The organism is Nocardia yamanashiensis NBRC 100130 (assembly GCF_001613325.1).
Taxonomy (GTDB): Bacteria; Actinomycetota; Actinomycetes; order Mycobacteriales; family Mycobacteriaceae; genus Nocardia; species Nocardia yamanashiensis.
This window is the reverse complement of sequence record NZ_BDCD01000050.1, coordinates 13,840-31,476: the sequence shown is the minus strand read 5'-3', so window position 1 is coordinate 31,476 and position 17,637 is coordinate 13,840. Positions and strand designations below refer to the sequence as shown.

16 protein-coding genes are annotated in these 17,637 nt (G+C 68.2%); 11 read left to right on the top strand and 5 right to left on the bottom strand.

Annotated elements, in window-relative coordinates; translation table 11 throughout:
* Window positions 1–3 precede the first annotated feature (3 nt).
* Both NY1_RS39355 and NY1_RS39350 read left to right on the top strand, forming a co-directional pair.
* Window positions 4–1,941: a primary-amine oxidase gene (locus NY1_RS39355; protein WP_067722767.1), complete on the top strand. Its 1,938-nt coding sequence runs from the start codon at window positions 4–6 to the stop codon at window positions 1,939–1,941.
* Entirely contained in the window at window positions 1,938–2,333 is a 396-nt protein-coding gene (locus NY1_RS39350; protein WP_157762782.1) for a hypothetical protein, read from the top strand. The genes NY1_RS39355 and NY1_RS39350 overlap by 4 nt, the downstream gene beginning before the upstream one ends.
* Here the strand turns inward: NY1_RS39350 and NY1_RS39345 are convergent.
* The gene (locus NY1_RS39345; RefSeq protein ID WP_174567262.1) at window positions 2,293–3,726 is read right to left on the bottom strand and encodes an aldehyde dehydrogenase family protein; all 1,434 of its coding nucleotides are present in this window, start codon (window positions 3,724–3,726) and stop codon (window positions 2,293–2,295) included. The genes NY1_RS39350 and NY1_RS39345 overlap by 41 nt on opposite strands.
* Window positions 3,727–3,780: 54 nt before the next feature.
* On the opposite strand from NY1_RS39345, the gene NY1_RS39340 reads away from it, so the two are divergent.
* Window positions 3,781–4,401, top strand: a complete 621-nt coding sequence (locus NY1_RS39340; RefSeq protein ID WP_067722761.1) for a TetR/AcrR family transcriptional regulator — start codon at window positions 3,781–3,783, stop codon at window positions 4,399–4,401.
* Window positions 4,402–4,410: 9 nt separating this feature from the next.
* On the opposite strand, the gene NY1_RS39335 is transcribed toward NY1_RS39340, so the two are convergent.
* Window positions 4,411–5,025 (bottom strand): TetR/AcrR family transcriptional regulator, encoded by a 615-nt coding sequence (locus NY1_RS39335; RefSeq protein ID WP_067722760.1) that lies wholly within the window; start codon window positions 5,023–5,025, stop codon window positions 4,411–4,413.
* Between the two features lie 98 nt (window positions 5,026–5,123).
* Here NY1_RS39335 and NY1_RS39330 point away from each other — a divergent pair, with 98 nt between their 5' ends.
* The 4 genes from NY1_RS39330 to NY1_RS39315 are packed head-to-tail and all read left to right on the top strand — an operon-like array spanning window position 5,124 to window position 9,397.
* Window positions 5,124–6,017 (top strand): metal-dependent hydrolase, encoded by an 894-nt coding sequence (locus NY1_RS39330; protein ID WP_067722758.1) that lies wholly within the window; start codon window positions 5,124–5,126, stop codon window positions 6,015–6,017.
* A 50-nt stretch (window positions 6,018–6,067) separates the two neighbouring features.
* A complete protein-coding gene (locus NY1_RS39325; protein WP_067722785.1) occupies window positions 6,068–7,051 on the top strand; it encodes a PDR/VanB family oxidoreductase in 984 nt (327 codons plus the stop codon).
* 19 nt (window positions 7,052–7,070) lie between these two features.
* Window positions 7,071–8,534: a flavin-containing monooxygenase gene (locus tag NY1_RS39320; RefSeq protein WP_157762781.1), complete on the top strand. Its 1,464-nt coding sequence runs from the start codon at window positions 7,071–7,073 to the stop codon at window positions 8,532–8,534.
* Entirely contained in the window at window positions 8,534–9,397 is an 864-nt protein-coding gene (locus NY1_RS39315; RefSeq protein ID WP_067722754.1) for an SDR family oxidoreductase, read from the top strand. The genes NY1_RS39320 and NY1_RS39315 overlap by 1 nt, the downstream gene beginning before the upstream one ends.
* Here NY1_RS39315 and NY1_RS39310 read toward each other — a convergent pair.
* Entirely contained in the window at window positions 9,327–9,869 is a 543-nt protein-coding gene (locus NY1_RS39310) for an anthrone oxygenase family protein (protein WP_067722752.1), read from the bottom strand. The two genes, NY1_RS39315 and NY1_RS39310, sit on opposite strands and share 71 nt — an antisense overlap.
* A gap of 88 nt (window positions 9,870–9,957) precedes the next feature.
* Here NY1_RS39310 and NY1_RS39305 point away from each other — a divergent pair, with 88 nt between their 5' ends.
* On the top strand, window positions 9,958–10,545 hold the full coding sequence (locus tag NY1_RS39305; protein WP_067722751.1) for a TetR/AcrR family transcriptional regulator: 588 nt from the start codon (window positions 9,958–9,960) through the stop codon (window positions 10,543–10,545).
* Between the two features lie 282 nt (window positions 10,546–10,827).
* On the top strand, window positions 10,828–11,388 hold the full coding sequence (locus tag NY1_RS39300; RefSeq protein ID WP_157762780.1) for a hypothetical protein: 561 nt from the start codon (window positions 10,828–10,830) through the stop codon (window positions 11,386–11,388).
* 74 nt (window positions 11,389–11,462) lie between these two features.
* Here NY1_RS39300 and NY1_RS39295 read toward each other — a convergent pair whose 3' ends face one another.
* Window positions 11,463–13,274, bottom strand: a complete 1,812-nt coding sequence (locus NY1_RS39295) for a hypothetical protein (RefSeq protein WP_157762779.1) — start codon at window positions 13,272–13,274, stop codon at window positions 11,463–11,465.
* Complete coding sequence (locus NY1_RS39290; protein WP_233434684.1) at window positions 13,271–15,067, bottom strand: hypothetical protein; 1,797 nt, start codon at window positions 15,065–15,067, stop codon at window positions 13,271–13,273. The genes NY1_RS39295 and NY1_RS39290 overlap by 4 nt, the downstream gene beginning before the upstream one ends.
* A gap of 340 nt (window positions 15,068–15,407) precedes the next feature.
* Between NY1_RS39290 and NY1_RS39285 the strand changes: the two genes are divergently transcribed.
* Together NY1_RS39285 and NY1_RS44950 are read left to right on the top strand one after the other, a co-directional pair.
* Complete coding sequence (locus NY1_RS39285) at window positions 15,408–17,039, top strand: ABC-F family ATP-binding cassette domain-containing protein (RefSeq protein ID WP_067722743.1); 1,632 nt, start codon at window positions 15,408–15,410, stop codon at window positions 17,037–17,039.
* Between the two features lie 237 nt (window positions 17,040–17,276).
* Entirely contained in the window at window positions 17,277–17,525 is a 249-nt protein-coding gene (locus NY1_RS44950; RefSeq protein ID WP_084536217.1) for a helix-turn-helix domain-containing protein, read from the top strand.
* Window positions 17,526–17,637: the final 112 nt, after the last annotated feature.

Below are 17,637 nucleotides of genomic sequence, written 5' to 3'. Positions count from 1 at the left end.
CACATGTCCACCGTTGAAACTGCCCGCACCGCATTGGATTCCGCTCTCGCAGCGCTCGATGCCGCCGAGATCGACGCCGTGCGCGAGATCCTGAGCGCGGCCGGTCTGGTCGGCTCGACCGTCCGGTTCGTCTATGTCGGCCTGGACGAGCCGGACAAGGCCGCCGTGCTGGCCCATCACGACGGCGCCGGTCTCGCACCCGAACGGCTCGCGCGCATCCTGCTGCTGGACATCTCGACCGGAGTGTCCCGCGATGTGCTGGTCTCGCTCACCTCCCACGAGATCCGGGCCGACACGGTGCTGTCGGGCAGCCGCGGCCGAGTGCCGATCCTCGAGGAGGAGTTCGCGGAGGTCGGCGTCATCCTCGCCGGCGACGACAGCTGGTGCGCCGCCCTGCGCGCCCGCGGCGTCGACCCGGCCGCCACGGTCTGCGTTCCGCTGTCGGCGGGCAGCTACGGCATCCCGGGCGAGGAGGGGCGGCGCATCATCCGGGTGTTCGCCTTCCGGCAGGACCATCCCGAGGATCATCCGTGGGCGCACCCGGTGGACGGGCTGTGCGCATACGTGGACATCATCGGCCGGGAACTGCTGGAGCTCATCGACCATCGGATCCTCGACGTCCCCGACGAGCACGGCAACTTCCAGGACCCGGCCTTGGCCGCGCCGGGATTCGAGGACCTCAAGCCCATCGAGATCACCCAGCCCGACGGTCCCAGCTTCCGGGTCGACGGCGATCGCGTCGAATGGGCGAACTGGCGGCTGCAACTCGGCTTCGACGCCCGGGAAGGACTCATCCTGCGCCGGTTGCGGATTCGCGACGGCGAGCGCTACCGGCCGGTGCTCTACCGCGCCTCCATCGCTGAGATGGTGGTGCCCTACGCCGACCCGTCCCCGACCCGCTTCTGGCAGAACTACTTCGACACCGGCGAATACCTCTTCGGCCGGTTCACCAACTCGCTGCGCCTGGGCTGCGACTGTCTCGGCGAAATCCATTACTTCGACGCGGTGTTGAGCGACGAACTGGGTATGCCGCGCACCATCCCGAACGCCATCTGCCTGCACGAGGAGGACTACGGCACGCTCTGGAAGCACACCGACCTGTTCACCGGCGTCAGCGAGGTGCGGCGGCAGCGGCGGCTGGTGATCAGCTTCTTCACCACCGTCGGCAATTACGACTACGGCTTCTACTGGTACCTGTACCTGGACGGCACCATCGAATGCGAGGCGAAACTCACCGGCGTCGCGTTCACCGCAGCCTATCCGCCGGAGGGGTCGGCGTATCAGAGCGAGGTCGCGCCCGGGCTCGGACTGCCCTACCACCAGCACCTTTTCAGCGCGCGCCTGGACATGATGGTCGACGGCGTGGCCAATGCGGTCGACGAAGTGGAGGTCGGCCGCGTGCCGGTCGGGCCGGACAATCCTTGGGGAAACGCCTTCACCGCCAAGAAGACCCGGCTGGTCAGCGAGGCCGAGGGCGCCCGCGACGCCGACGCCGCCAACGGACGGGTGTGGCACATCGTCAGCACCGAGCACACCAATCGGATGGGCGATCCCACCGCCTACGTGCTGCACGCGCACCAGACGCCGACCCTGCTGGCCGACCCGTCCTCCTCCATCGCGGCCCGGGCGGCGTTCACCACCCGGCAGCTGTGGGTGACGCGGTACGCGCGTGCAGAGCGGTATCCGGCGGGGGATCTGGTGAATCAGCATCCGGGCGGCGATGGCCTGCCCGCCTATATGGCGGCGAACCGCTCCCTCGACGGCGAGGATCTGGTGCTGTGGCACACCTTCGGGCTCACCCACTTCCCGCGCCCGGAGGACTGGCCGGTCATGCCGGTGGACTATGCGGGGTTCAAACTCCAGCCCTACGGCTTCTTCGACCGCAATCCCGTCCTCGGCGTACCGCCCAGCGCCGCCGCCCACTGCTGCCATCCGCAATGACCGCTGTTTCCGTTGCGCCGCACCGCATCACGGCTCGATGCTGTGCGGCGCTGGCCGCGGGATCGGCCTTGCTGCACGCGGCGGGGACGCCGGGACACGGATCGTCCATGCCGTTGTTCGCCCTGGTGAATCTGATGAGCCTGGCGTGCCTGGCCTGTGCCTGGCATCTGTGGACGGACCCGCGGGCGCGGGTCTGGCAGGTCAGCGTGGGAACCAGCGCCGTCATGATCGCACTGCACCTCGCCCTGCCGGCCCACGGCGGTCACGGCAGCGGTGCGGCGTGGATTCCGCACGCGGCGACCGGGATCGCCGTATGCGAGATCGCGCTCGCGCTGGGGGCGCTGGCCGGGCTCAGAGCAGGCGGCGCAGCAGCCGTTCCTTCAACCCGGTGAACGGAGGATAGGCGATACGCAGGGTGTCCGGGCGCAGCGGCTTGTCGAGCACCGCCTTGGCGTGGCTGAAGGTCTCGATGGAGTACGCGCCGTGGTAGCGGCCCATGCCGCTCTCGCCGACGCCGCCGAACGGCAGGCCCGCCACCGCCAGGTGGGCATTCGTGATGCCGAAAGCCAGGGCGCCGGAAGAGGTTTCGGTGAGGAGGCGCTGCTTGGCGGCGTCGGAGCCGAGGAAAGCGTAGAGGGCGAGGGGCTTGTCGCGGGCGGTGATGAAGGCGATCGCCTCGTCCAGGTCCCGTACCCGCACGATGGGCAGGATCGGCCCGAAGATCTCTTCCTTCATGACCGGCGATTCCGGATCGACGTCGGCGAGCACGGTGGGGGCGAGGTAGCGGCTCGCGCGATCGGTGTCGCCGCCGGTGACGATGCGGCCGTCGCCCAGCAGCGCGGTCAGGCGATCGAAGTGCCGTTCGTTGACGATCCGCCCGTAATCGGTGCTCTGCTGCGGGTTTTCGCCGTACATGTCGCGCACGGCCTGGGTGAGGAGCGGTTCGAGTTCGCGCGCGGTCTCGCCGATCGCGAGGATGTAGTCCGGTGCGACGCAGGTCTGTCCGGCGTTCATGAACTTGCCCCACACCAGCCGCCGGGCGGAGGCCGCCAGATCGGTGCCGGGGTCGACGACCGCGGGGCTCTTGCCACCCAGCTCCAGCGTGACCGGGGTCAGGTGCTTGGCCGCGGCGGTCATGACGATCCGCCCGACCGTGCCGTTGCCGGTGTAGAAGATGTGGTCGAAACGCTGGTCCAGCAGGTCGGTGGTCTCCTTGACCGCGCCTTCGACCACCGCGACCGCGGCCGTGTCGAGGTACGCCGGCAGCCATTCCGCGATGGCCGCCGAGGTCGCCGGAGCCAGTTCGCTCGGCTTGACGACCGCGCAGTTACCGGCGGCCAGCGCGCCGACCAGCGGCGCCAGCGCCAGCTGCAGCGGGTAGTTCCAGGGGCTGATGATCAACACGGTGCCGAGCGGTTCCAGCACGGTGCGGGCGCGCGCCGGGGCCAGCGCCTGCGGCACCCGGGCGCGGCTGGGCCGCAGCCAGCGCTCCAATTGCTTTACCGCATGGTCGATCTCATTGATCGTGAACCCGATCTCGGTGGTGTACGACTCCAGCGCGCTCTTGCCCAGATCGGCGTGCAGGGCGGCGGCGAAGGCATCCTCGCGCTCGACCAGCATGCGCTTCAGCGCGGCCAGCTGCGCCTTGCGCCAGGCGAGCGGTCGGGTGTGGCCGGTGGCGAAGGTATCGCGCAGGCGGGCGACGGTGCCCGCCGCGGCCACGGCCTCGGCAAGAACTGCGGAATCGGTCATACCGGTCACTATATACGAAACGAAAGGATTCAGTTTCGTAATTCGGCGGGTTCCGTTCCCGCTCTGGGTACGCAGTACGCTGACGCCATGACAGCAGAGGCCACCGTCCGCCGCGGCCGACCCCGCGACGCCGCCCGGGATCAGGCGATCCTGGACGCGACGCTGGCCGTCCTCGCCGAAACCGGCTACGGCGGCCTCACCACCGCCGCCGTGGCGACCCGGGCCGGCGTCTCCACCGCCACCCTCTACCGCCGCTGGTCCTCCAAGGAAGCCCTGGTGGTCGCCGCCGCCTCCACCTACGGCGAGCATGCGGGCGACGCGCCGGACACCGGCAGCCTGGAAGGCGATCTGCGAACGATCCTGCGCGCCAAGGCGGTCGTATCCACCGGCCCGAGCGGCATGCTGCTGCGCGCCTTGATCGGCGAAGCCTCGCACAACGGGGTGCTCGCGGAGGCGATGGCGGCGGCCTTCCTGCAACCGGTCCGGGACCGGGTGGGCGAGGCCGTGCGCCGCGGCGTCGAACGCGGCGAGATCGCGGCGGTCGAAAACGCCGACCTGATCGGCGATCTCGTCATCGGGCCGGTGATGAGCCGGTTCTTCTTCACCACCTCGACCCCGGACGCCTTCGATGCGGCGGATGCCGAGCGGATCGCGGACGGGCTGTTGCCCTTGGTGCTGCGCGCCCTCGGCGCGACACCGTCCGCCTGAGGGGTCCGATCAGCCGATGATGATCGGCACCAGGTACTTGCCCGCGTAATCGGCCAGTTCGGCGTCGGTGTGCACCTCGATCGCCCCGCGCGGCACCAGGATCATGGAATGCACTACGCGGCAGGCTATTTCGGATCTGATGGCGAGATCGTCCGGGGCGGTGAACAATCCGCGCCGGGCCGCGTCGGCGAGGATCTGCGCGGTCGCCGCCACGGAGAGGGCGAAGACGCCGTTGTCGTCGGCGGTGAGTTTCATGATCACGCGCTCGGGTTCCACGCTGAGCAGTCGCTCCACCAGGGGGTGTGCGCGCCAGCGGGTTACGACGATGGTGAACACCCGGGTGATCAGTTCGGTGATGTCGTCGTGTTGTGCGGGCAGGCCGGCCAGTTCGGCCAGTAGGCGTTCGACCTCGCGGCGCACGACGGCTTGCACCAGGTCGTCGCGGGAGCCCACCCGGCGGTAGACGGTGACCCGGTCCACGCCCGCCTGTTTGGCGACATCCTCGATGGTCGACTTCTTGACCCCGACCTTCTGGAACTGGATCAGCGCGGCGTCCAGGATGCGGGATTCGATGTCGTCGCCCGCATCGGTGCGGGTCGGAGTCGGTTTCGGCGGGGTGGGCACGGGGGCAACGCTAGCAGCCGGGCGGGGTGATGCAACAAATCACGGCAATTTGTGGCTGCAACATTGCAATGCGATTTGTTGCGTTGTACGGTCGGCACATGGCTGAGAAGGTCGGCGCGACGAGGCGCCACTACAGCGACGAAGCCCATGCGATTCACGCCCGGGACGTGCGGTTCGACTTCGAGTCGGTACCCATGCACTACATCCCCGGCGAGGTCCTGGCCACGCACATCGTCAATGTCATGCATCTGGTGCTGCCCGAAGGGGAACGGGCCATGGCACAGGCGCTTTCCGAAGCGCTGCCGCATATCCGGGACGCGCGGTTGCGGGAGGAGGTGACCGGGTTCATCGGGCAGGAATCCATGCACGCGAGCAGTCACGAGGCGGCGCGGGAACATCTGCAGTCGATCGGGCTGGATGTGGACGGGTACGTGAAACGCGTGGCGTGGCTGGTCGATCGGGTGCTCGGGGATCACGGGCTGACCGGGCGGGCGCGCGAGGAATGGCTCAAGGAGCGGCTCGGGCTGTTCGCGGGGATGGAGCATTACACGGCCGTGCTGGGGGAATGGCTGCTCGAGGCGGACGTGCTCGAGCGCAAGGGCATGCATCCGGCCATGCTCGATCTGGTGCGCTGGCACGGCGCCGAGGAAGTCGAGCATCGCAGCGTCGTCTACGACGCGTACATGTATCTCGACGGCGGGTACGCGCGGAAGGCGCGGACCGCGGTGCTGGCGAGCGCGACCCTGCTGCCGCTGTTCATCGTCTCGACCGCGCATCTGTTCCGGAAGGATCCGTCGAGCGACAAGGGGCGGTTCTGGGGCGCGCAGTTCCTCGATGCGACACGGCGCGGGGTGATTCCGAGCTGGACGGTGTTCTTCAGCGAGTTGCCGCGCTATCTGCGGCCGGGTTTCCATCCCTCGCAATTGGGGCCGATGGACCGGGCGCTGCGGTATCTCGCGCATTCGCCCGCGGCCCGGGCGGCGGGGGAGTGAGCGTGATCGAGCCGTCGGCGCCGGCCGGACTGCGGGTCCTCGGCGGGGTGATGGATGCCTACAAGCGGGTCTTCGTGAGCGGACCGGCCGCCGGTCTGCTTTCGCCGCCGAATCCGGTGCGGCGCAGCGGATTCGACGCGGTTGTGTGCGTGGATCGGGTCGAGCGGGTGGCGGCGGATGTGGTCGCGCTGACGCTGCGATCGGCGACCGGCGGCGCGCTGCCGGCGTGGCGGCCCGGTGCGCATATCGATGTGTTCCTGCCCTCGGGGCGGCAGCGGCAATACTCGCTGTGCGGGGATCCGGCCAATCGATGGCGGTACCGGATCGCGGTGCGCGCGATCCCCGGCGGCAGCGGCTCACGGGAGCTCCACGAATCGGTACGGCCGGGGCAGCGGCTGCGAATTCGCGGCCCGCGCAATGCCTTCGACCTGGTGGACGCGCCCTCGTACCTGTTCCTGGCGGGCGGCATCGGGATCACCCCGCTGCTGCCCATGTCGCAGGCCGCCGGGCGGCGCGGGCGGCTGATCTATCTGGGCAGATCCCTGGACACCATGCCGTTCCGGCACGAGCTGCCCGGCGCGGAGATCCGGCCCGACGATCGCTACGGGGTGACCGATATCGCCGAGCTGATCGCGAGCGCCGAACCCGGTGCGGCCGTGTACGTCTGCGGTCCGCCGCCCATGCTCGAGGCGGCCCAGCGCTGCCGGTTCCGGCTGGACCCGACGGGTTCGCTGCACCTGGAACGGTTCTCGGCCCCGCCGGTGGCCGACGGTACGGCATTCGACCTCACGCTGGCGCGCAGCGGCGCCACGGTGCGGGTCGGCGCCGACGAGACCGCTCTGGCCGCCGTGCGCCGCCGCCTGCCCGATATCGGCTACTCCTGCCAGCAGGGCTTCTGCGGCACCTGCAAGGTGCGCGTCCTGTCCGGCGCGGTCGACCACCGCGATCGCGTCCTCACCGATTCCGAACGAGCCGATCAGATGCTGATCTGCGTGTCCCGCGCCGCGGGCGACGGTCTCGTCCTCGATCTCTGATTCCGCTGGAGAACCACTGATGCCCGAAAGTACTGAGCACGCCCATATCGTGATCGTCGGCGCCGGATTCGGCGGCATCGGCCTCGCGATCAAGCTGCGCGAGGCCGGATTCGACGACCTGGTCGTGCTGGAACGCGCCGCCGACCTGGGCGGGACCTGGCAGGCCAATACCTATCCCGGGTGTGCCTGCGATGTGCCGTCGCAGCTGTACAGCTATTCGTTCGCCCCGAATCCGGACTGGTCGCGCACCTACGGGCGGCAGCCGGAGATCCTGGCCTATCTGCGCCGGGTGGCCGCCGATCACGATGTGGTGCGGCATATTCGATTCGGCGCCGAGGTGCTCGACGCCCGCTGGGATGACGACCGGTCGGTGTGGCGGATCGGCTATTCCGGCGGGCAGCTCACCGCCGACATCCTGATCTCGGCCACCGGCGTGTTCGCCGACGCCAAGTATCCGGCGCTGCCCGGGCTGGAATCGTTCGCGGGCAAGGCTTTCCACTCGCTGCACTGGGATCACGCCCATGATTTGACCGGTGAGAAGGTGGCGGTCATCGGCACCGGGGCGTCGGCGGTGCAGTTCGTTCCCGAGATCCAGCCCCGGGTCGGGAAACTGCTGCTGTTCCAGCGCTCCGCGCCCTGGATCGTGCCGCGCCTGGACCGCGCGACCTCCGGGCTCGAGCGATTCCTGCTGCGCCGGATTCCGTTCACCCAGAAGGCGATTCGCGGCGGCTGGTACGCGGCTATCGAGGGCTTCGGGCTGATCTCGCTGGTGGATCAGCGTTTCCGGCATCCCTATGAGGCGCTGGGCCGCCTGCAACTGCGACGGCAGGTTCGTGACGCCCGGCTGCGCGACACCCTGACACCGGACTATGTGATCGGCTGCAAACGCGCCATCTTCTCCGACGCCTACCTGCCCGCCCTCGACCAGCCCAATGTCGACGTGATCACCGAGGGCATCGCCGAGGTGAAGCCCCATTCGATCGTGCTGCGCGACGGCACCGAACACGCTGTCGACACCATCATCTTCGGCACCGGATTCACCGCCATCCCCACCGCTTTCGAACGCTTCACCGGCCGCGACGGGCGAACTATCGCCGACCTCTACCGCGAACACCCCCAGAGCTACCTGGGCACCACGGTCGCCGGTTTCCCCAATTTCTTCTGCACCCTCGGCCCGTTCGGCGCGGCCGGAAACCAATCGGCCATCTACATGATCGAATCCCAGATCGCCTACATCGTCGACGCCGTCCGCACCCTGCGCCACACCGCGACCCGCCGCATCGAACTGCGCCGACCCGTCCAGGACGCCTTCCTCACCGAAATGGCCACCCGCAGTTCCACTTCGGTCTGGCTCACCGGCGGCTGCCAGAGCTACTACACCACCCCCGACGGGCTGAACGCCGGCCTGTACCCCAACTGGAGCTTCGAATACCGCCGCCGCACCAGGCGATTCGATGCCGAGTCCTATGAGATGAGCAGCTGATGGAGTGGATGAAACCGCCGTATCCGGTACGCGACCGGGTCGTGCTGATCACCGGCGCGGGGCAGGGCATCGGCGCGGAAACGGCCCGGCTGCTGCACGCGCGCGGGGCCGAGATCGCGGTGGTCGACATCGACACCGTGGCCGCCGAATCGCTGGCGAAAACCCTCGGTGACCGCGCCTTCCCGATCGCCGCCGATGTCGCCGACCGCGGGCAGATGGCCTCGGTGGTCGAGGAGGTGGTCAACCGATTCGGGCAATTGGACGTCGTAGTGGCCAATGCCGGGGTCGTCCCGGCCCCGGCCACCCTGCGATCGATGGACGCGAGCGCCTTCGACCGCGTCCTGGACATCAACCTGATCGGTGTCTTCAATACCGTCCACCCCGCACTCGATCACGTCATCCGCGCCCGCGGCCACATCGTGGTCGTCTCCTCCTGCGCCGCTTTCGCCCCCGGTATGGGCGGTGCGCCCTACATGATCAGCAAGGCCGGCGTGGAACAGCTCGGTCGTGCGCTGCGCGTGGAACTCTCGGCGCACCGCGCCACGGCGGGCATCGCCTATTTCGGCATCGTCGACACCGCCATGACGCGGAATACCCTGGACGACAACGAGATCGGCCGCCGCCTCGAGGAACTGCTGCCCTGGCCGTTGAAGACCCGCATTACCGCCGAACAGGCCGCCCGCACCATCGCCGACGGCATCGAACACCGCGCCGCCCGCACCATCGCCCCCGCCGGCTGGCAGCCGTATGCCCTGTTCCGCGGTCTGATCAACACCGTCCTCGACGGCGCGCTCACCCGTGATCCCCGCGTGCACGCCCTATTGCGAGAGGTCGAAGCGCGGACCGTAGTGCGGAGTCGGTGACCGGCGCTTCGGTTTCGCCGTCGTAGCTCGTGACAGCGATGATCAGCATGACGAAAGCGACCAGCGCACAGCCGGTTCGGGCGAAATGAAACTGTTCCCAGCGGTGCAGCACCTCGGCATAGTCGGCGGGCGGCCCGCTCACCGCCCAGACCTTGATGTGCTGGTTGATGGGGACATTGCCGAAGCGGGTGATGAGGAAGGAGGCGAAGGCCAGGACGGCGGCGACGGCGGCGAGGATTCGGGACCGGCCGCCGGACCGTACCGCCAGCACGACCGCACTGAGGATGGTCAACGCCATGAGGGACTGCATGACCGGTCCGTTCACCCGCATGAGCGCGGTGTGGAAGGTGAATCGGACATCCAGGGGGACCTCGCGGAAGGCGTAGAGCACATTGACCGCGCCGTATCCGAAGGCCCCGGCCAGCAGACCGGGAAACAACAGCGCCGCCGCGCGAACGATTGTGGAGGGCATGGAACTCCCATCGGGTACCTATCGCAACACAAAGTTGCGATAACATCAGGGTGCCCGGAACCCGTCAATATCGCAACAGGGAGTTGCAATGCCAGCTGACGCACCGCTCGGACGTGGTCCGAAGGTCCGCGCCGCCGTACTGGCCGCGACCATCGACGAGCTCGCCGAACAGGGCTACGCCGCCTTCGCCGTCGAGAACGTGGCCAAACGAGCGGGCGTCCACAAGACCACCGTGTACCGCCGCTGGCCGGAACGAGACGGCCTGATCGCCGACGCACTCTCCGAAAGCGTCACCACCGACATCGCGATACCCGACACCGGTGCGCTCGAAGACGATCTGCGCCAGCTCGCCCGCGGCCTGGTCTCCTGGGTGAAAAGCCCAGGCGGACAAGCCGTCCTGGCCGTCCTGCTGTCCGAACGCATCGGCGCCACCCGCCCACCGGACGCCGTCCGGCACATCTTCCGCGACCGTATCCGCCAGGCCCTGCCGATAGTCGACCGCGCGGTGACCCGCGGCCAACTCCCCTCCGGCATCGACCCGTCCGAACTGGTGAAAGCCGTAGTCGCCCCGATCTACTTCCGCGCCTTGATAACTCGCGAGAAGCTGACCGACGCGACCGCCGACAATGCGGTCCGCCTCGCCCTCGCCGGCGCGCACAGCGGCGTTTTCGGCTGACGGGCCGGATCGCAGCCGATTCGACGGCGCGACAGCGGCGCGGTAACCGGGCGGGCGGTGCCGGAAATGTCAGAATCGTCGAGTCGTCGCTGTTCGGCTGGTGAGTGGCGGAGGCCACGTGCTCGTGATCGAAGCTTCGCGGGGACGCCTCGACGCTGCGATTCGACGACGGAATCGGTCACCGCTGGGTCGCGGAACGGTGACGGGCGGCCGCGCCGTTTGCGGTAGCTGGAAAGTGTCTGTGAAATGAGGTGACACGTAAATCGACGAATGGAGCAGATAGTGCGCTTACATCCATCCGCCATATTGTTGATCGCTGCGCCGTTGCTGGCGGTCACCGCGTGTTCGAGCAGCCAGCAGGCATCCGACACCGCCACTTCCACCTCGGCAGCGGCGGCGACATCCACCCCGACCTCGACGCCGTCCGAGCCGGGCTGCATCGACAGTGAGGGGCACGGGCCTGACAATGGGCAGCCCTGTGAGGCGAATCCGGCCGACGGGCGGCGCGTGCCGCTCGGAACGAGCACCGGGACAAAGGTTCTCGTGCCCGCCGATGCGTATATGGCGATCTACGCGCCCGCCGACTGGGCTGCGGGCATCGCCTGTACGGTGACCGACGGCAACGGTCAGCCGCTGGAAGTCCGGGCCGCGGGTGCGGGTGCGCCCGCGGACAAGCAATTCGAGGGCCGGACCTGGACGGTCGCCGCGACTTACGGTGCGACTCCGGGCGATTCGACGGTGAAATGCGCCGAGCGGGCCGCCGGATCGGTGCCCACCGATCAGGGGCCGCTGTGGGTGCGCGTGCTGCCCATCGGCCTGATGTTCGGCCAGCCCGCGGGCTGAGGCGGAGCGCGCCACGGTGCCCTGCCGTGGCGCGTCCGCTGGTCCGGCAGCTGGATGTCGAGCGAGCGGGCTGCTCAGGGCCGGGTGAGGAAGTCGGCAATGAGAGCGCTTGCCATTTCCGGCATTCCATTGTTCTGGCGTTCGGCGGCGGTCACCACGTCGTAATGGCGATAGCCGGGGATGATCTTGGCATTGGCGGGGAGCAGGCCGGCGTACCCGGCGTTCTGCAGCGGTGAATCGCCCGCGAGCAGGGTGAGATTGCGGGCGCCGGCGGGGGTGCTCTGCCAGCGGTCGCCGTGCAGCAGGAAATTCAGGATGCCGCCGCTGCGGTTCTGGAGCTGGCGCAGTTCACCGTCGCGGCCCAGGCCGAGCGCGAAAACCGTGTCGGTGATGATGCGCAGCGGGGTGTACTGCTCGAAGAAATCGGTCGGTTGCCAGCCCGGGTTCATGGCGTGTGCGAATTCGCGCATATCGGTGACCTCGTGGTCGCGGTCGGTCGGGTTGCCGCGCACCGGATCGATGCCGTCGATGGTCGCGGCGGGCATCGCGTCGTAGTTCTTCCAGCCGCACAGCTGGTCGTGGGCGGCGGGGGTGTAGTTCTGGCCGTAGCCGACCCGCAGCGGAATGATGAACAGGGTCGGGCCGAGGATCGGCACCGAGGCCAGGCCATTGGGGACCGGATAGGTTTTGCCGGTGGTCGCGCAGTCGTAGAACCCCAGCCCGGCCTGCATGACGTATTCGGCGGAGTTCTGGTCGAACAGCATGCCGAGCATGGCGGTATTGGTGAGCCGGTAGTCGCGCGGCAGGTTGTTGCCGGTGAACAGGTCCAGGTAGTCCTTGCCGTACATGGCCCGCATCCAGACCTCGCTGCGCAGGTCACGCGGCACCAGGGCGCCCAGGTCGCTCACGTCGCCGGGTTTCTGATCGGCGGCCATGCCGGCCAGCTGGTAGGCGTTCATGATCTCGCTCGCGGCGATCACCGGCAGCTGCGCGACGCCCAGCCCGTTCTTCAGCAGCAGATCGAAGGCGTTCTTGATGACCCCGCCGACCGAGGACATGAGCAGATCCAGCGGCGGCGCCCCGGCGAATCCGGCCGGATCGGTCATGGCGAACCCGTCCACCGGCACGCTCCCGCCGCCGCACAGGCTGTATCCGGCGTCCTCGGTGGTGGCGGCGTTCTGATCGAAGTCCCAGGCCATCATCGGGCCGACCAGGAACGCGCCGAGCGAATGGCCGCCGCACGAGCTCTTGTGGCGGTCAGCGGGATTCGGCAGCAGGTATTCGATGACCGCGCGCCAATCGTCCATGGTGAGCGCCAGACCGTACTCGCCGAGATAGTTCAGATCCTGCGACGCCTGATAGCGGTAGGTGCGGCCGTCGACCGGCTTGCCGCCGAAGTAGTAGTCCGCCGCCACCCGATAGTCGCCCGCGCGCTGGGCCGCTTCCCAGCCGGTGTGGTCCTCGGCGCAATTGGCGCGCCGGTCCAGGGAAATGTATTCCACGTGCTTGCCCGATGCCGCGGCCTTGCGAACCACCTGCGGGCCTTGCGGATTCAGGTTCGCCGCACCGGAGAAGGTGCCGGGCTGCATGGACAGCACCGCATCGGCGTCCCCGGACTGCTCCGGGCCGCCCTTGGATCGGTACCGCACGAACGAGATCCAGTCGCAGGCCTCGGGATGCGCCATGGTCGAGTACGGACTCGGATAATGCAGGCGCACATAGGTCGCCTCGACATCGTCGCCGAGCGCCGGATCGCCGCTGATCGGCGTCACCTCGGCGCGATCGGCGCCCGGAAGACCGGGCGCGGCGGCCGATTCCGGCACTGCCACGCCGGTGCCCGCGAACACCAGCAACGCGGCCACGGGAATCGCTGAAGTCCACCTCATCGCAGGCTCCCCACGAAATCGGCCAGCGTCTGCGCGCTGGGATCGGTCTTGCCGTCGTTCTGCACCCGCGCCGCGCCGATGGTGTCGACATGGCTGTACCCGGGCAGCGTCACCACCTGCGCCGTCGGCGGTGGCGGCACCACGATGCCGGCGCCCGTCTGCACGAAACCGTCACCGGCATAAGCGGTGTAGGACGGTTTGGTGCGGGCCATATTGCGGTAGCGCAGATTCGACATATCGCCGCTGCGCGCGCCCCCGTACCCCGCACCGATATCGATGAACAACCGGGCCGGGAAGTAGGTCTCCCAATAGGCGTAGGGCGCGCCGGTGGCGAGTTGCCGTGCGGCGTCCCGGATATCGGATGCCTCGTGGTTCGGGGCGGTGAACCCGATGCCCGCGACGTCGTCGTAGTTGCGCCAGGTGTAGAGCGCGTTCCGGTCGGTCGGTCGGACCCGCTGCTGCGATCCGGCGCTGACCCGCAGGAAGCCGCCGAGCAGCGGGATCTGGGTGACCGAACCCGGTGTGGGGAAGGTCTTCTCGGCCACCGGCCCGCCGCTCAACGCGCCCACGCCCTGCTGGAAGAGCGAGAAGTTACCGGAGTTGTTGTCGATGAACACTCCGAGCAGCGCCTGGTTGGTGAACCGGAAGTCGCGGATATTGCCGGAGCCGTCCGCACCGTCGGTGAGGAACTCCGCCGGCGATCCGGAGAACATGAAGTTCAGCGTGATCTCCAGATCGAGATCGCGCGGCAGGTGCGCCAGCAGCCGGCTCTCGGCGTCGGGTTCCAGATGCGCGGCCAGCCCGGCCAATCGATAGATCATGAAGGCGCGCGAGCCCACCATGGGCACCGAGACCAGCGAGCGCGGCAGTACGCCGACGTTCGCGATCGCTTTGACCACGTCGTTCGTCGGTCCGACGATGGCATTGGTGAGGTCGTGCAGGAACGGCGTGTTCTGGATCGCCACCGGATCCGAGGTGATCATGGTGTCCTGGGCGGCGAAGGCCGCGCACTGGTTGTATCCGGCGTCCGCGGTGGTGGCGGGGTCGCCGTCGAAATCCCAGTCCGAGAAGAACCCGGCCACCAGTCCGCCCAGCGAGATGCCCGCGCACACGTACTTCCGCTGCCGCACAGCCTGATCCGGGATCTCGTACAGCATGATCTCGTACTGGTCGCGGATCACCCGCTCCATGCCCATGAGATCGAGCACCGCCAGCTGCTGAGAGTCCTTGAACCCCGGGAACACTCGCCCGTCGATGGGCTTGCCGTTGAAGTAGTAGTCGACCGCGTCCAGGTAGTTACCGCTGCGCAACGCGTAATCGAAGCCGGTGGTCTCATCGAGGCACGCGCTGCGCCGCGCCAGCGCCCAGAACTCGATATTCCGGCCCGAAGCGTGTGCGGCCGCAACGGTATTGGCCGCGACGCTGTCGGAGTTCACCGCGCCGCCGATGGCCCCCGGCTGCTGCACGACGACATGGTCGGCATCGGCCGAACTCTCCGGCCCGCCGACCGGGCGATAGCGCAGATATCCGGTCCGATCACACTCCGCCGGATGCGCCGGAGCGTTCGCGGGCAGCGGCAACGCGTAGCTGACCTGCGAGACGATCACGCCGTCGCGCACCTGCAGGACCTGTTCCTGACGATCGGTGGCGATGGCGACGGGCGGCTGCTCGGCGGCGGCGATCCCGGCCGGCGTCAGGGCGCTCAAGGCCATGGCGGCGATCGGCAGCACGGCCGAGCGCCGCACCAGCCGGCGGAGCGGACGTCCCGGGGGACGGGAGACAAGCGAAGCCACGAAGCGGCTCCTTTCGAGTGCGAAGGTCCGACGACCGGCACCGGAACCGCTGACCACGTCGTCGCGCTTCAGCACATCACCCCGCTGACGAGGCAACTATTCGCAAATCTCAGAAAGTTCGGCTCGGCAATAGTGCACGTGCCCGAACCGGATCGGTGACCACCGGGCGCAGGGGCGCTGTTCCTGCGCGTGGCGCCCGTCGGCGCGATGTGGGCTAGAACCCACGTGCTGAGGCGTGGGCCGCCGCGGGCATTGGGTAAAATCGGTGGTCTTGTGTGCCGAATGCACGCACAATCGTTCAGCTAATGCCTGGCAGCCCGCTTTTACCGAGGAGACGCTTGTGATCACCGCGACCGACCTGGAGGTCCGGGCCGGAGTCCGCACCCTGCTGACGGCGCCGGGCTCCGCGCTGCGGGTACAGGCCGGTGATCGGATCGGCCTGGTGGGGCGCAACGGTGCGGGCAAGACCACCACGCTGCGCATCCTGGCCGGTGAGGGAGAACCTTACGCGGGCAAGGTCATTCGCTCCGGCGAAATCGGATATTTGCCGCAGGATCCGCGCGAGGGCAACCTCGACATCCTCGCCAAGGACCGGGTGCTGTCGGCGCGCGGACTCGACACCCTGCTGCGGGACATGGAGAAGCAGCAGGCGTTGATGGCCGAGGTGGCCGACGACAAAGAGCGCGACAAGGCCATTCGCAAGTACGGGCGGCTGGAGGAGCGCTTCTCGGCCCTCGGCGGCTACGTGGCCGAGAGCGAGGCCGCGCGGATCTGCAACAGCCTGGCGCTGCCCGATCGGGTGCTGAACCAGCAGTTGCGCACCCTCTCCGGTGGTCAGCGCCGCCGAATCGAGTTGGCGCGCATCCTGTTCAGCGCGTCCGACGGCAGCGGCGGAAAATCCGATACCACCCTTCTGCTCGACGAACCGACCAACCACCTCGACGCCGACTCCATCAACTGGCTGCGCGGCTTCCTGCAGAATCACGACGGCGGCCTCATCGTCATCTCCCACGATGTGGAACTGCTCGGCGACGTGGTCAACAAGGTGTGGTTCCTCGACGCCGTGCGCGGCGAGGCCGACCTGTACAACATGGGCTGGAAGAAATACCTCGACGCCCGCGCCACCGACGAGCAGCGCCGGGTCCGCGAGCGCGCCAATGCCGAGAAGAAGGCGGCGGCGCTCAAGCAGCAGGCGGCCAAGCTCGGCGCGAAGGCCACGAAAGCGGCTGCGGCACACCAGATGGTCAAGCGCGCCGAGCGCATGCTGGCCGAGGCCGACGACATCCGCGTGGCCGACAAGGTGGCGCGCATCAAGTTCCCCGAACCCGCGCCCTGCGGCAAGACGCCGCTGATGGCCAAGAATCTCACCAAGCTCTACGGTTCGCTGGAGATCTTCACCGGCGTCAACCTGGCCATCGACCGCGGCAGCCGGGTGGTGATCCTCGGACTCAACGGTGCGGGCAAGACCACCATGCTGCGCCTGCTGGCCGGCGTGGAGACCCTGACCGCCGGCGAGATCGATCCCGGCCGCGGCCTGAAGATCGGCTATTTCGCCCAGGAGCACGACACCCTGGACGATCAGGCCACGGTGTGGGAGAACATCCGCCACGCCGCGCCGGACGCGGGTGAACAGGATCTGCGCGGCCTGCTCGGCGCGTTCATGTTCTCCGGTCCGCAGCTGGAGCAGCCGGCGGGCACGCTGTCCGGCGGTGAGAAGACCCGTCTCGCGTTGGCGGGCCTGGTGTCCTCGGCCGCCAATGTGCTGCTGCTGGACGAGCCCACCAACAACCTCGACCCGGTCTCGCGCGAGCAGGTGCTGGACGCGCTGCGCAGTTACGCGGGCGCGGTGGTGCTGGTGACCCACGATCCGGGTGCGGCCGAAGCCTTGAATCCGGAACGGGTCATCATGCTGCCCGACGGCACCGAGGATCACTGGTCGCAGGAGTATCTGGAGCTCATTCAGCTGGCCTGAGGTCTGCAGGCCCTCCTCCGGGGCGCGGGAATCGAAGTCCCGCAACGAGATCCACGCAACCATCCAGACGGTTTGAAACCCAACGGGTTTCGACCGCTCGGTCGGTGGCGGGCCCGAATTCGGTGCTGATTGACCGGTCTGTGAGGATTGCGTGATTCCGATCACACCGATTCATTGATCACGGCCGCTCGAGTCTCTAACCTGGAATGAGGCGCCCACGGCGACTCGGAGGAAGTCATGAGTGACAGGCCCGCACAGGGTAAAGCCGTATTGGGTAAGGGCACGCGCGTCACCGGAAAGTCTCGGGACCGCTTGCAATCCCAGCTCAAGAAGCAGTACGAGGCCGGTGCGAGCATACGCTCGCTGGCCCGGGAAACCGGGCGGTCGTACGGCTTCATCCACAACGTGCTAGTGGAGTCGCATGTGCAACTCCGCAGCCGCGGTGGTGCGAATCGGCGAAAGGCCGGTAAGGCCGCCAGTAAATAGCCTGGGGGTGAAGCTCGCTGGTCGAGCGGTGAAAGCCGCTCGACCACTTGCGATTTCGTGTGGCATCGGTCGGCACTGCGTCGGCTCGCCACCGAGTGTGCGTCCCGGTTGT

What these genes read in the sequence shown, in the direction of transcription:
- NY1_RS39310 (WP_067722752.1), bottom strand. Translation starts at nt 9,869, where the DNA reads ATGCCCTCCACAATCGTTCGCGCGGCGGCGCTGTTGTTTCCCGGTCTG.
- NY1_RS39350 (WP_157762782.1), top strand. Translation starts at nt 1,938, where the DNA reads ATGACCGCTGTTTCCGTTGCGCCGCACCGCATCACGGCTCGATGCTGT.
- NY1_RS39305 (WP_067722751.1), top strand. Translation starts at nt 9,958, where the DNA reads ATGCCAGCTGACGCACCGCTCGGACGTGGTCCGAAGGTCCGCGCCGCC.
- NY1_RS39330 (WP_067722758.1), top strand. Translation starts at nt 5,124, where the DNA reads ATGGCTGAGAAGGTCGGCGCGACGAGGCGCCACTACAGCGACGAAGCC.
- NY1_RS39320 (WP_157762781.1), top strand. Translation starts at nt 7,071, where the DNA reads ATGCCCGAAAGTACTGAGCACGCCCATATCGTGATCGTCGGCGCCGGA.
- NY1_RS39315 (WP_067722754.1), top strand. Translation starts at nt 8,534, where the DNA reads ATGGAGTGGATGAAACCGCCGTATCCGGTACGCGACCGGGTCGTGCTG.
- NY1_RS39325 (WP_067722785.1), top strand. Translation starts at nt 6,068, where the DNA reads ATGGATGCCTACAAGCGGGTCTTCGTGAGCGGACCGGCCGCCGGTCTG.
- NY1_RS39340 (WP_067722761.1), top strand. Translation starts at nt 3,781, where the DNA reads ATGACAGCAGAGGCCACCGTCCGCCGCGGCCGACCCCGCGACGCCGCC.
- NY1_RS44950 (WP_084536217.1), top strand. Translation starts at nt 17,277, where the DNA reads ATGAGTGACAGGCCCGCACAGGGTAAAGCCGTATTGGGTAAGGGCACG.
- NY1_RS39355 (WP_067722767.1), top strand. Translation starts at nt 4, where the DNA reads ATGTCCACCGTTGAAACTGCCCGCACCGCATTGGATTCCGCTCTCGCA.
- NY1_RS39295 (WP_157762779.1), bottom strand. Translation starts at nt 13,274, where the DNA reads ATGAGGTGGACTTCAGCGATTCCCGTGGCCGCGTTGCTGGTGTTCGCG.